At 56.4% G+C, this 12,712-nt stretch carries 11 protein-coding genes and 1 pseudogene; 9 read left to right on the top strand and 3 right to left on the bottom strand.

From position 1 onward, the window contains the following. The first annotated feature begins 108 nt into the window (after window positions 1-108). Window positions 109-1,101 (top strand): helix-turn-helix domain-containing protein, encoded by a 993-nt coding sequence (locus ACW17V_RS15005; protein ID WP_419320575.1) that lies wholly within the window; start codon window positions 109-111, stop codon window positions 1,099-1,101. Next, window positions 1,091-1,468 (top strand): hypothetical protein, encoded by a 378-nt coding sequence (locus ACW17V_RS15000; RefSeq protein ID WP_419320577.1) that lies wholly within the window; start codon window positions 1,091-1,093, stop codon window positions 1,466-1,468. The genes ACW17V_RS15005 and ACW17V_RS15000 overlap by 11 nt, the downstream gene beginning before the upstream one ends. 157 nt (window positions 1,469-1,625) lie before the next feature. On the opposite strand, the gene galE is transcribed toward ACW17V_RS15000, so the two are convergent. After that, window positions 1,626-2,597 (bottom strand): UDP-glucose 4-epimerase GalE, encoded by a 972-nt coding sequence (gene galE, locus ACW17V_RS14995; RefSeq protein ID WP_419320579.1) that lies wholly within the window; start codon window positions 2,595-2,597, stop codon window positions 1,626-1,628. A 396-nt stretch (window positions 2,598-2,993) separates the two neighbouring features. Here galE and kdsA point away from each other — a divergent pair, with 396 nt between their 5' ends. The 3 genes from kdsA to ACW17V_RS14980 are packed head-to-tail and all read left to right on the top strand — an operon-like array spanning window position 2,994 to window position 5,581. Further along, window positions 2,994-3,845 carry a 3-deoxy-8-phosphooctulonate synthase gene (gene kdsA, locus ACW17V_RS14990; protein WP_419320580.1) on the top strand — a complete coding sequence of 284 codons (852 nt, stop codon included), beginning with the start codon at window positions 2,994-2,996 and terminating at the stop codon, window positions 3,843-3,845. Between the two features lie 7 nt (window positions 3,846-3,852). Continuing rightward, window positions 3,853-4,605 (top strand): 3-deoxy-manno-octulosonate cytidylyltransferase, encoded by a 753-nt coding sequence (locus ACW17V_RS14985; RefSeq protein WP_419320581.1) that lies wholly within the window; start codon window positions 3,853-3,855, stop codon window positions 4,603-4,605. Further along, the gene (locus ACW17V_RS14980; RefSeq protein ID WP_492108810.1) at window positions 4,577-5,581 is read left to right on the top strand and encodes a KpsF/GutQ family sugar-phosphate isomerase; all 1,005 of its coding nucleotides are present in this window, start codon (window positions 4,577-4,579) and stop codon (window positions 5,579-5,581) included. Before ACW17V_RS14985 ends, ACW17V_RS14980 begins: the two co-directional genes overlap by 29 nt. Window positions 5,582-5,587: 6 nt before the next feature. On the opposite strand, the gene ACW17V_RS14975 is transcribed toward ACW17V_RS14980, so the two are convergent. Beyond that, the gene (locus ACW17V_RS14975) at window positions 5,588-5,941 is read right to left on the bottom strand and encodes a hypothetical protein (protein WP_492105858.1); all 354 of its coding nucleotides are present in this window, start codon (window positions 5,939-5,941) and stop codon (window positions 5,588-5,590) included. 269 nt (window positions 5,942-6,210) lie between these two features. Here ACW17V_RS14975 and ACW17V_RS14970 point away from each other — a divergent pair, with 269 nt between their 5' ends. The 4 genes and pseudogenes from ACW17V_RS14970 (at window position 6,211) to ACW17V_RS14955 (ending at window position 11,043) form a co-directional block, all read left to right on the top strand. After that, window positions 6,211-7,335 (top strand): glycosyltransferase family 4 protein, encoded by a 1,125-nt coding sequence (locus tag ACW17V_RS14970; RefSeq protein ID WP_419320583.1) that lies wholly within the window; start codon window positions 6,211-6,213, stop codon window positions 7,333-7,335. Between the two features lie 11 nt (window positions 7,336-7,346). Then, on the top strand, window positions 7,347-8,330 hold the full coding sequence (locus ACW17V_RS14965; protein ID WP_492105857.1) for a hypothetical protein: 984 nt from the start codon (window positions 7,347-7,349) through the stop codon (window positions 8,328-8,330). 412 nt (window positions 8,331-8,742) lie between these two features. Further along, on the top strand, window positions 8,743-9,741 hold the full coding sequence (locus tag ACW17V_RS14960) for a hypothetical protein (protein ID WP_492105856.1): 999 nt from the start codon (window positions 8,743-8,745) through the stop codon (window positions 9,739-9,741). Between the two features lie 197 nt (window positions 9,742-9,938). Continuing rightward, window positions 9,939-11,043, top strand: a pseudogene (locus tag ACW17V_RS14955) (IS3 family transposase). A 334-nt stretch (window positions 11,044-11,377) separates the two neighbouring features. Here the strand turns inward: ACW17V_RS14955 and ACW17V_RS14950 are convergent. Further along, window positions 11,378-12,625 carry a lipopolysaccharide biosynthesis protein gene (locus ACW17V_RS14950; protein WP_492105855.1) on the bottom strand — a complete coding sequence of 416 codons (1,248 nt, stop codon included), beginning with the start codon at window positions 12,623-12,625 and terminating at the stop codon, window positions 11,378-11,380. Window positions 12,626-12,712: the final 87 nt, after the last annotated feature.

The raw sequence follows: 12,712 nt of genomic DNA, 5'->3' as shown, positions 1-12,712 counted from the left end.
AGAACCTGGGGAGCCCTTTGGAACGGGTGTGACACAGAATCGACCACAGTCCGTTCCCGTTATGATCTCGCGCCCTGATTTCCTCTGCCTCTCCCGGAGGGGCTAGGGATGTGCCTCGATGCAATCAAGCGGGCGTACAGTGCGGCCATCGGAAATGCCGGCGCCAAGTTCCTCTTGGTAACCCTGGCCGAGCACGCGCGCGACGCCGGCGACGGCAAGTGGACCTGCTATCCCTCGGTCAAGCGCCTCGCAGAACTGACTGCTCAGGGAGAACGGACTGCCGAGCGGCATTTGGCCTGGCTGATCACCGAGGGCTGGATCAGTCGCGAAGTGAGACAAAATCGTCGCCACGGCGGAAGTGCTTACTTCTACACGCTGCATCTCGCTGAGGCCAAGATTGGTGGCGAAGTTGTCCTCGATCTGAACCTCCAGACGGGTCAAAACTCCGCCAAAATGGCGGCCACTCAGCGCCCCGTGCTGCGCCAATTTGGCGCCGATCACCCGCCAATTTCGACAGGAACACCCGCCAAATTGGCGCTCGCCTATATAGAGGAACCTGTAACTGAACCTGTAAATGAACCAGACGCGCCAAAGGCGACGAATGACGAGACGCGGTTCGCCGAGTTTTGGTCGGCCTACCCGCGGAAGGTGGAGGAGCGGGGAGCCAGGACGATTTTCCTAAACCTGATCCGCCGGGGCGACGCCTCTGTCGATGCGCTGATCGAAGGCGTAAAACGGTATGCCGTAGCGGTTCGGGGTTGCTCGCCACAGTTCATCAAATCCCCAACGAACTGGCTCAACAGGGGGTGTTGGGCGGATGGGGCGCCTTCGTCAGCCCAAGCCGTTGCTAGCGGTGAGCGCCCCATAGTGGCCTTCCGAGGGCCAGCGGACGTCTGGGACGCCATCGCTAGTGCCAAAGGCCCCGATTGGGCCATGAGCTACCTCGCGCCGTGCGCCTGGTCCTCCTCGTCTCGAGCCTTAATCCCTCGAACCAGTTTTGCCGCCGGCAAGCTCCGCGACGAACTTGGCGGTCTGCTGGGCCAATTGTCGGTAACGATCGTAGAATCCCCGACCACGATAGGAGCTGCTCATGTGCGCTGAAGACCGCGATGTCGTTCAGCGGCTGGCCTGGGCTGGGATCACCCTGAGCGCTTCCCTCGACGTCCCTGGCGGCAGCGAAACCGTCCCGCTCGATGTTGAGCAAGCGGTCGCCTATATGGCCGACCCCAAGGTCTTCTCCGCTCGCTATTTCGGGATCAGCGTGGATGACTATGAGATGTGGGTGGCCTCGGGAGGACTTGCGCATTGCGTAGCGCCCACAAAGGCTGGCGAGCGCTGCCGAAATCTTGTGAGGGGGGCAAAGCAACTGTCCGCCAGGCAGTGGGGAGAGCATCAAGCGGGACTTTGTGCGCTGCATGAGCGGGGACAATTTGTGCCGAACGTCCCTACTTTAAATACGAGAAAGTAATCGGTCGAAAATTCCGCCCAATCATAAAATTATTGATTTCTTTAGTTTCTATAGAGGCCTTTGCAGCCTTTGCAGCCTTTGCAGCCTTTGCAGCCTTTGCAGCCTTTGCAGCTCTATTGAAACGCTGCCAATGTGAGCTTAGTGGTCTAGGCGCTTGCTACGTTTGCGTCTGATGCCAGCGCCAGGCGCTGCCGAGAATGGCGTCGAGATCGCGCGACGGCGCCCAGCCCAGTTCGGCGCGGGCCTTGGCGTTGTCGCCGACCAGGATGGGCGCGTCGCCGGGGCGGCGGGCCGCCATCTGCACGGGCAGGGGCTTGCCGGTGGCGCGCTCGACGCCGGCGATCAGCTCCCTGACCGTCGTGCCGTGGCCGGTGCCGAGGTTGTAGCTGGTGCTCTGCGCCCCATCGAGCAGGCGGTTCAGGGCCGCGACATGAGCATCGGCCAGGTCCAGCACGTGGACATAGTCGCGCACGGCGGTGCCATCGCGGGTGTCATAGTCGTCGCCGAAGATCGTGAAGTGCGACCGCTGGCCCAGGGCCACCTGGATGGCCAGGGGAATGGCGTGGGTCTCGGGCTCGTGCCACTCGCCGATCCGGCCTTCGGGATCGGCGCCGGCGGCGTTGAAATAGCGCAGCACCGTGGAGCGGAAGCCGACATAGCGGCCATAGTCGGCTAGGGCCTGCTCGACCATCAGCTTGCTGCGGCCATAGGGATTGAGCGGGTTCTGCGGATGGGTCTCGTCCATCGGCAGCGTCACCGGATCGCCGAAGGTGGCGCAGGTCGAGGAGAAGACCATGGTCTCGACACCGGCCCGGCGGGCGGCCTCGATCAGGTTGATGGTTCCGGCCACGTTGTTGTCGAAGAAGGCGCCGGGATCCTTGACCGACTCGCCGACCTCGATACGGGCCGCGAAATGCAGGACGGCGACGGGCCTGTGGGCGGCGAATACCGCGTCGAGCCGGGCGGCGTCGCGAATGTCGCCGATTTCCAGCGGACCCCACTGGACGTGTTCGCGGTGGCCGTTGGACAGGTCGTCGAACACCACTGGGGTGAATCCCGCCGCCGCCAGGGTCAGGCAGGTGTGTGAGCCGACATAACCAGCGCCGCCGGCCACAATAACGTTGTTCACTTGTTAAAAGTTCCTATGGGAATAATCCGAGGCGTCAGCTTGGCTAGTTGCCAGAGTGCATCAGAATTATTTGAATTTAACTTGCTTTCAAGAGGCCTTGCTCTGTCGAGTAAATCTAACAACAATTTTCAATTGTTGTTTTGAGGGGTGTTTTCCCGAGTCGATACCATTGTTTTGTTCAAGAGGGTAATCGAATGTGAACGAAGGGTGAGCTTCGCTCTATTATGATTTCCTCGTCAGAAACTCTGCATCTTTTTGACGCCCACTCCTAAAAAAAGCATCATCTCGTTTCATAAATCTTGCTTCTATCTCTCATATTTGAGAGGCGTTCTAATGACGACATGATCGCCATCGAGATAGCAAGCGCATGTCAGTATTACTATTTGTGGGGATATCATGAGCGCACCAAACGCCGTCGTTGAGGTCAAGACCGCGAACGGAAAGCCCGTTCGCATCGGTAACGGCGAAAAGCTGTCGATCATCGCCGGCCCCTGCCAGATGGAAAGCCGCCAGCACGCGCTGGAGACCGCCCATGCCCTGCGCGAGATGGCTGACCGCCTGGGCGTCGGCCTGATCTACAAGACCTCCTACGACAAGGCCAACCGCACCTCGGCCAACGCCCAGCGCGGCATCGGCCTGCAGGACAGCCTGGCGATCTTCCAGGAGATCCGCGAGGTCACCGGCCTGCCGACCCTGACCGATGTCCACGAGATCAGCCACTGCGCCCCGGTCGCCGAGGCCGTCGACGTGATCCAGATCCCGGCTTTCCTGTGCCGCCAGACCGACCTTCTGGTCGCCGCCGCCAATACGGGTCGCGCCATCAACATCAAGAAGGGCCAGTTCCTGGCCCCGTGGGACATGAAGAACGTCATCGCCAAGGTGACGGGCGCCGGCAATCCCAACGTCATGGCCTGCGAGCGCGGCGTGTCGTTCGGCTACAACACCCTGGTCAGCGACATGCGCAGTCTGCCGATCATGAAGGAGATCGGCTGCCCGGTGGTCTTCGACGCCACCCACAGCGTGCAGCAACCGGGCGGCCTGGGCGGCTCCTCGGGCGGCCAGCGCGAGTTCGTGCCGGTGCTGGCCCGCGCCGCTGTCGCGATCGGCGTAGCCTGCGTGTTCATGGAAACTCACCCCGACCCCGACAACGCCCCGTCCGACGGTCCTAACATGGTGCCGATGAGCCAGTTCGAGGCCCTGATCGCCAACCTGCTGGAATATGACGCCCTGACCAAGGCTGGAGCGTAACCAGTCCATGCCTAGCGACACGTTGGTTGTAATTCCGGCTCGACTTGCCGCCAGCAGGCTCTCAGGCAAGCCGCTGGCGACTATCGGTGATGCGCCGATGATTGTTCATGCGTGGCGTCAAGCTGTAGCGGCGAACTTGGGGCCCGTTATAGTTGCTGCGGGCGATCAGGAAATTGTTGATGCTGTTGAGTCGTTCGGTGGGGCCGCGATTCTAACCGACCCTGCTTTGCCTTCGGGAACGGACAGGGTTTGGAGCGCGGTTCAAGCCTTTGATCCGAATGGTCGATTTTCGATGGTTGTTAACGTCCAGGGCGACATGCCCTTTGTTGATCCGGGCGTCGTCGGCATTTGCGGGAAGCTTCTTCTACGTCCTGACTGCGACATATCCACGGCGGCTGCTAGGGATGATAGCGCCGGTGCCGGGGAAAATGCCAATACAGTGAAGGTCATACTCTCCAGCGCGGATGAAGACGGTTCTTTTGAAGCGATCTATTTCACCCGCAGCAATATCTATGAAGGCACCCCCATACTCAAACATGTGGGAATATATGGATTTAAGCGCTCTATTTTGGAGCGTTTTTGTGAACTGGAGCCGAGTCCTCTTGAGAGGCGCGATTCGCTTGAGCAGCTGAGGGCAATTTCGGCAGGTATGCGTATCCGGGCAGCTGAGGTCGAGGGGGTGCCGATCTCGGTTGACACGGCTGAAGATCTTGAATTGGCGCGGCGTGAATATGATCGCCTGCAAACAGGGAATCGATAAGTTGGATTACGTAGTAGATAGCTTCAACAATCTTGAGGTTGGGCGTCGAGTGCTCACTTTGGAGTCCGATGCTCTTGCGGCCCAAGCTGGCTTTCTAGATGAGAACTTTTCGCGGGCCGTCAATCTTCTGCACTCCCTAAAGGGACGGATTGTCTGCAGTGGCATTGGCAAGTCTGGTCATGTTGCGCGGAAACTAGCCTCAACGTTTGCTTCGACCGGGGCTCCTGCGTTTTTCGTGCATCCAGCGGAGGCCAGTCATGGCGATCTTGGAATGATCGGCGGGGACGACGCTCTACTGCTTCTGTCTAAGTCAGGAGAGGCGAAGGAACTATCAGACCTACTCATTTATGCGAAGCGTTTTGGAATTCCGATTATCGCACTTACCGCTGCGCTGGAAAGCGCCTTGGGAAGCGCGGCCGACATCCCGATCCTGCTGGCGAATGTGCCTGAAGCGACAGCATGCGTGAGTGCGCCGACCACATCCACCAGTCTGCAAATCGCAATCGGTGACGCCCTCGCTGTGGCGCTGCTGGAAAGGAAGGGTTTCACTTCGACTCAATTTCGCAATTTCCATCCTGGTGGAAAGCTAGGCGCGATGTTGCTTACGGTCGGCGACATTATGCACCGCGGAGATCAGGTGCCACTTGTGGGACATGACTGCCCAATGGGAGATGCCCTGTTAGTTATGACGAGCAAAGCCTTCGGTATTTTGGGCGTAACCTCTGACGAAGGCGCTCTGTTGGGTGTGATCTCGGATGGAGATCTCAGGAGGCATATGGATGGCCTGCTGGACAAGACGGCCTCACAAGTGATGACGGCCGGTGGCCGTGTAGTAGAGCAATCTTGCATGGCGTCAGAGGCGCTACGCCTCATGACTGATGTCGGCCCGGCAGTGACGACACTCTTCATAACGAATGGCAATGTACCCATCGGCGTAATTCAGATGCATGACATTATACGGCGTGGCGTGGTGTAGTAATATTCACCGTCCGGTTCCGGGCTTCCATCCTCCCTTACACTTCCGCTCCCACTCCGGGAGTTTGTTGGTCTTTAGGGTTTTCTGCTCTTCGACAGAGAATATGTATAGTAGCCGTTGTGACGTGTCTTTGGAAGTGTAGTATTCTCCGCATGCTTTGACTATGCCTTCAGCATCGCTAATTTTTTCATTGAAAAAGGTAGATTCTTCTCCGAAATGTCTGTGAGCAAGCTCCACTAGTGCAATTTCCCCGTAATTTACGCCGACTTCTTCATTGGAAGTTTTTTGCGGCATTTCCGGATTGCTGCAGCCAATAATGAACGAGATAACGGGGAGGGTCGCTAACAGAGTTGTTTTCATAGGATCATGCCTTAGTACGGTTGTTTCAATAAATTGGTACAATTTTGAGCCAGTTAAACGTATCAAAACTGAATCTTCTATTGAGAAGGTTTTTGGGTCCAATGATTTTTCAAAATGAAGGGATTATTGAAGGGGAGTGCAAGCGGCACCAATTGTGGTTGATCGATTGTCGTGAATCCAAGTCTAAATCTTATCCACAGTTGGACTAGAATTGGGCATGGAAGTAAAGCTTAAACTTATTGTCATCCACTTGGCTGGGCGCGATTTAGATGCTGCGTATTCTTCTTGTAACAGAGCCTTCAGGTGGAGGCTCGGGCCGACACGTTCTGGATTTAGGGCGCGGCCTTAGTCGGGTTGGGCATGATGTAACTGTGGTCTGGTCACCGGTGCGGGCGGAGCCCCGATGGGTCGAGGCGTTGGTTGCAACAAATGAACTCAAGAATGTTCCAATCGCAATGCACCGGTCTATCGGCGGCCATGATTTCGAAAGCTGGCGCTCGCTTAGCCGGTTCGTTGAAGAAACGGGCCCCTATGACGTGTTGCATGGCCATAGTTCAAAGGCCGGCGCTCTCGTGCGGTTACTCCCCTGCCGCATTCCCGGCGCGCGGGTATACACACCTCATGCTTTTCGTACGATGGACCCAAATATATCCAAGTTGGCGAGCATCGCCTTTGGGGGCGTCGAGCGCCTGCTGAGCTTGCTTGGCAGTAACTTGATCACAGTCAGCAGCGCGGAATGGAGCCATGCCCGGACGTTGGGTATCGACATCCACAAGCTAACAACTGTGATCAATGGCGTCGATACCGTTGATGCGCCTCCACGCAACCATACTCGCAGCCAACTTGGATTGTCGCTCGATGAGGTCGCAGTGGGCTTCATCGGTAGATTTTCGGCGCAAAAGGATCCGATACGGTTTGTTCATGCAATTCTGGACGCTCGCCGAACCAACCCAAAAATCATTGGCGTGATGATCGGTGACGGCGAGCTCGGCGACGCGGTTCGGGCATTGGCCGCAGGCGACGGCTTTCGCTTCACAGGTTGGACAGATGCACGCCAGTTGATGCCTGCGTTGGACTTGTTGGCTATGACCAGTCGCTACGAAGCCATGCCTTACGTGTTGCTCGAGGCCCTTTCCGCGGGCCTGCCAATCATCACCACTGACGTCGGGGGGGCGGCAGAAGTGGTTGAGCCTGGACGCAATGGGGTTATCCTCCAGTGCGACGCATCATCGGCAGTTATCGGCGCGCAGATAGTAAGGATGTCTCTCGATGCAAAGGGTCTTGAGGCTGCAAGCGCGAGATCGCACGAACTCGCAACAAGGTTCACCGTGTCTGAAATGGTGAGAGGCACGAACGCGGTCTATGGCGACGGCGCTTCTTCCAAGTTCGGATGATCATGACGCGAGTGCGCGACAATCAGCTTGGCGCTGAATTCAGGCCACTAGGACGTATCTTAACCTTTGGCAGGCCAGAACGGTTATTGGCTGCGGTAGATCAGGATGTCATCGCCCAAGCTCGCCCACTAAGAATTTCGAACATATTCCGGTTGAAACCCGAAGACGTCATTTTGTCGCCGCTGCCCTGGTCGCCGCTCCTTGACTGGATTCAGTCGAGGCCCAGTGGAAAGAGGCCCTACATCGTGCGCGTTGCGGATGGGTTTATTACGCAGATAAACTCCCGCAAACGTATTAATCGGCATGATGGTGGTCTGTACGCCAACGTCAATGGCGATTGCTTTGTGATTTTGCAGAATGAGAAAGACATGACTTATGTCATGGCTAGAAATTATCCTTTTCATGCGGCCCGCAAAATCGATCTCGTTGAGCGGCAAATCGCTGTTTCAGATTTGCGTAGCGCATTATTTGTTTTCGGCAACGACCCGCGCCTTGATGTTCCGGAAGCTGCAATTATTGAGGCGCTTGAAGCCGCCATCCAATTCTGTTCCGCGCATGGGATTTCAATCTTGGGCGCTTCGGTGCCCGAGACGCGCTTTCGCAGGCAGCTTCAGCGCCGCTTCCCAAATGTCCAGTTCGTGCGTTTAGCGCGCGATATTGCCGCGGACACTCTCGGAGCTCTCATCATCACCTCGCCATCCACTGTTGCGCTCGACTACCTTCTTAGAGGCGAAGCAGTGTTGATGCTTTCGTGCTATCCTGACCCTGTCGCTCGATCGTACTTCGCAATGGCCCAATCGCTCGAAGAGGCCGGCCGGTCTGGGGCTCTGATGGTCTGGTCTCCGCGTCAATATGAGGAGCGTCGCGTCGACATGAACGCTCTAGCTGCTCTAATTCTTGCGTTTCCAAAGCGCCGCGTGCCAGCGAGGCTTGCTTTGCGCGCTCCGGGTTTTTCTGCAGTGAGGGATTTTGTGCTATTGTTGAGGCCGCACTGACGAAACGACATAAAATGCTGCTCCACATCGAAGCAAACTATCCGCAAGCTGCGGTTATCGCGAAAATTCGGAGGTGTGAGCGTTTCGCGCCCACAATCTACGCCGTTTAGGGGTGCATTAACTCGGCATCGTTACAGCTTAACGATTATAGTTCATGAGCGCGGATTTCTTATTTTTTACGGCCTCAATGTCCCGGTACGAATAGATGATAATAAGAAATACAAATAAAAAACTATATATATATCCGCTTGAATTGTATCTATTGCTTGGATCAGCGTATTTACTTTTTGGAATTCATTACGGTTTGACAAATCATAATTATGTCAGCCCAATTGCAATATATTCATTCATTGGAGTTTTCGTCTCTTGGCTATTCTTGAATGAGACAACGAAAATTCCATGCGAAATTAGAATGACGCAATCCCTGGAATTCTCGCTTTTGCTTGCTGCAACACTGGCTGTATTGTCAATATTTGCATTCTATGTCGTCGCTGGCCCTTCATATATATTTACTGATAAAATACATCGATACAACATCCAATCGCAGTATCAGTTCCTTAGAATTTCATTTTGGGCCGGGACATCTTTATATATCATTATGTTGATGGAAGCTGAGAGGCGCTTCTTGCGCTGGAAGTTGTCTCTTCTGCTATTCATTTGTGCAATTTGTATACTGGAGGGTGATCGGCAAATGCTGACCATGCTCGTGGTTGGCTTTATATTTTATGCATGGGCTCGCTGGAGAAGGCAAATTGTACCTTCTGGTATTGCCGGCTTCGCAGTGATCATCTTTGGATTTATCTTTATTGCATTCCTCTTCAAGCCGTTATTTTTCTTTGTTGCCTATGGACGCCTGTACGAAGGTGGATGGTTTCATATCGGAGAGTTGGTGAACTGGATGCGATGGGAATACTACGCAGTGACGAACGGCGTAGACCTTAGCTCGGTTCAGCGTAACGATTTATTCTATGCGTTGGAGTCTTTTTACTCTCCAATGTCGAGCACGAATTCTTCTAGTCGCATTTGGTTCGACGAGGTTCTCGGCAACAGGGCTGGCATAGGCATGACTTATGGCTATTCGGGCACCCTGTGGCTTAGTCGATGGTTTCATGGGCCGTTCATGATAGTGCCTTGGGTAGCTATGGCTCTACTGATCAATCGATTTAGCCACGCCAGAAGCAATTTCATCAAAATAATGCTCACGCTTCCATTGGTCTTCATTATGTTTCGATTGTTCCGATCTGAATGGGTTCTGGTTTTAAAGACGTACATATGGCTATTTCTATATCCGTCACTATTCTTGTATTTTGTAGCCTCGGTATTCAATGCATCTATGCCAGGGTTTAAGAGGGCGGCTGTTGTTAAGCGGACGGTGACGTACTCGTCTGGTGAAGACCGCGCCGGAATCTAACGTGCTGACTCATGATGTTGTATTCGGCCGGGACTGTCAGGAATTTTTGTCTGGGGCGGGCGTAGTGGGAACCAAGGCGAAGTCCCTTGGTCCGGCGCAGACAACGTTACTCTCCGTGACCTGCTCCTGAAAAACTGGACCGGTTTGAGCTAGAATTTTCTCGTTTTGCGGCAAGGGCCACGGAGCGAGGAGCGACCATGAAGAGGTCGAAGTTCAGTGAGGCGCAGGTGGCGTTCATCCTGCGTCAGGCCGACGAGGGCGCCACGGTTGGTGAGGTCTGCCGCAAGGCAGGGATTTCCGAGGCGACGTTCTACGTCTGGCGCAAGAAGTACGCTGGGCTGATGCCGTCGGAGATGAAACGGCTGCGTCAGCTTGAGGACGAGAACGCCCGCCTCAAGCGGATCGTGGCGGACCTGTCGCTCGACAAGGAGATGCTGCAGGACGTCATCAAGCGAAAGCTTTAGGACCTGCCCGGCGCCGCCAGCTCGTGGATTATCTGCGAGCGGCCTGGCAGGTCAGCATTCGGCGCGCCTGCGGGGCGCTCCAGGCGGAACGATCCAGCATCACTACAAGGGCAAGCGGACAGATCCTGTCGCCCTGAAGAAGCGGATCAAGGAGATTGCAGAGACGCGGGTGCGCTACGGCTACCGGCGGATCACGGTGCTGCTCAAACGCGAGGGATGGCCGGTCAATGGCAAGAAAATATATCGCCTCTACAAGGAGTTGGGCCTGCAGCTGCGCAACAAGATGCCCAAACGCAAGGTCAGAGCCAAGCTGCGCGAGGCCCGTCAGCCGGCCTCTCGGCCTAACGATGTCTGGGCCATGGACTTTCTGCACGATCAGCTGTTCGACGGGCGCAAGATCCGCATTCTGGCGGCTATCGACACCTTCAGCCCGTTCTCGCCGGTCCTGGATCCCCGCTTCGCCTACAAGGCTGCGGACGTTGTCGAGACACTCGATCGCGCCGGCAAGGTGGTGGGCTATCCCAAGACCATACGGGTCGACAATGGCCCGGAATTTGTCTCCCGCGACCTGGATCTCTGGGCCTATCAGCGCGGCGTCACCCTGGACTTCAGCCGTCCCGGCAAGCCGACGGACAACGCCTTCGCGGAGTCCTTCAACGGCAAGGTCCGGGCCGAATGCCTGAACACCGCCTGGTTCATGTCCCTCGACGACGCCCGCTCAAAATGCGAGGCTTGGCGTAGGGACTATAATGAGCATCGTCCCCACAGCGCGATCGGCGACAAGTGCCCGATCGAGTTGATGAACGGCGCCGGGCCATATGGCCCGCCCGGCGCCTGACCGGCGAGAAATCCCGGCCCGACCTGGTCCAAGGTTGGGGGCAAGGTCAACCCATGCCGAGACTCTGGTCCGCACTGGATGAAAGACCAGAGGCAGGTCAGCCGGGTCGCAGTTCGACGACGGTGGCAGGATCCTAGCTCGCGGCCGCAGCCGTGCCTGCGGCCTGATCAACGAAAATCGCCGAGGCAGGCAGCCTCATCCTGAGCGGCCAACGCTTCGCGCCGCCACTTATAGAGCAGGCTGAGATTGCCCCCGCCATCGCGTTAAGGATTTACGCGCTAAGGCGACGCCGCACAGAGCGCACTCGGCAGCGCTATTCCTGAGGTAGGCCCGATCAAGTTTGTTTTTCTGCTATTGGAAATACAAACACCAGAATGGTCGGGTCTATGCCAAGATTTGCCCGCGACCATAAGGCTACGATGACGTTCCATGCGATAATCGATACAGCGCTTGCAATCGCCGCGCCAATTAATCCCGAATACGCCGCGAAGGCGGCGACGAGTCCAAGTCCTATTATTTGAACTGAAGAGTAAATTAGAACAAATTGCCGTTCGTTGCCCGTCATGAGCAACAGGAATCCTGTCGGCCCGCATAATGCGTTTGCTAGTGTCCCGAGCGAAAGAATGATTAGAACATAGGCGTAGGGCGAAAATTCCGGGCGAAAGATCGAAAGGATCTGCCCCGATAGCGCCGCCATCGCGATTGCTCCAAGTGACACCGGAACAAATAGTATCAAATTGATCAGCTTGCAGATGCGTTGAATCTCTTTGGGATCGCTCTTCGCCCAGGCATGGGCGATCATCGGTCCTCCAATGATCTCTGCTGCTACAAGCGGCAAGGACAGAAGCGCTGCTGTCCTCTGCGCAGCGAACAGAACACCTGCGTCCGTCGGGCTGAGAAGGCCGCCAACCACGACGACGCCCAACTGCGGTACCAGCGCACCGGAAAGGGCGGCGGCCCAAAGCCAGCGTGCTTCGGCTAGTCGGGCAATCGGAGCTGGACGATGCTTATGAGCTTCTGAAAACCCCTCGCTAGGGGCGCGCCGTAGGCCAAGGAAGAACTGGGCGCCCACGAGGGCGAGAAGTATGGCAGCCGTAATTGCAAATGCGACCCCAGCACCAAGCGAATGGCCTCGCAGTACCGGGACGGCTATTCCTGCCAGCACGAGAAGCCGCCAAAGGACATCCCGGGGGAGAAGGGCAAGAAGCACTGAGCCCCATCCGCGGAGTACGTTGCTCTGGTACTCAGCGATGGCAAGTGGTGTAGCGAGCCCGAGCGCTGCAAGTGGCACCCAGGCGGCTGGGCCGGCCAATCCGGAGAGGGCTGCGCCTGCCGCCAGGGCAATGCAGGCCAAGCTGGCGGCCATCAAAAGGATAGCGATGTATCCGTCGCGCACTAGCGCGATCGCCTCGTCGGGTCGGTCGCTGTGCTCTAGTGCGGGGAGTTGGCGCAGCGCCAGTGTGTGGAACCCTCCGACGACTAGAAACGCCAGAAATGTCGCCAGTGTGAACAGGGTCGCGTAACGGCCATACTCAAGCGGTCCAAGCCATCGAGCCAAGAGCACGAACATAGCAAAGGTCACGCCCGCAGTCGTAACCTTGATGATTAGCGCAGGGCCTCCCTTGCCCGTCAATTTACGAAGGGTGGCATCGTTGGCAAGGCTATACGC

Source organism: Caulobacter sp. FV2ye17ST (genome assembly GCF_058680955.1).
Note: the sequence above shows the minus strand (reverse complement) of the source record. Positions and strands in the feature narration are given on the sequence as shown.

Coding starts and splice junctions, on each gene's coding strand:
- ACW17V_RS15005 (WP_419320575.1), top strand. CDS start 109: ATGTGCCTCGATGCAATCAAGCGGGCGTACAGTGCGGCCATCGGAAAT.
- ACW17V_RS14985 (WP_419320581.1), top strand. CDS start 3,853: ATGCCTAGCGACACGTTGGTTGTAATTCCGGCTCGACTTGCCGCCAGC.
- ACW17V_RS14970 (WP_419320583.1), top strand. CDS start 6,211: ATGCTGCGTATTCTTCTTGTAACAGAGCCTTCAGGTGGAGGCTCGGGC.
- ACW17V_RS14975 (WP_492105858.1), bottom strand. CDS start 5,941: ATGAAAACAACTCTGTTAGCGACCCTCCCCGTTATCTCGTTCATTATT.
- ACW17V_RS14980 (WP_492108810.1), top strand. CDS start 4,577: ATGATCGCCTGCAAACAGGGAATCGATAAGTTGGATTACGTAGTAGAT.
- kdsA (WP_419320580.1), top strand. CDS start 2,994: ATGAGCGCACCAAACGCCGTCGTTGAGGTCAAGACCGCGAACGGAAAG.
- ACW17V_RS15000 (WP_419320577.1), top strand. CDS start 1,091: ATGTGCGCTGAAGACCGCGATGTCGTTCAGCGGCTGGCCTGGGCTGGG.
- ACW17V_RS14960 (WP_492105856.1), top strand. CDS start 8,743: ATGACGCAATCCCTGGAATTCTCGCTTTTGCTTGCTGCAACACTGGCT.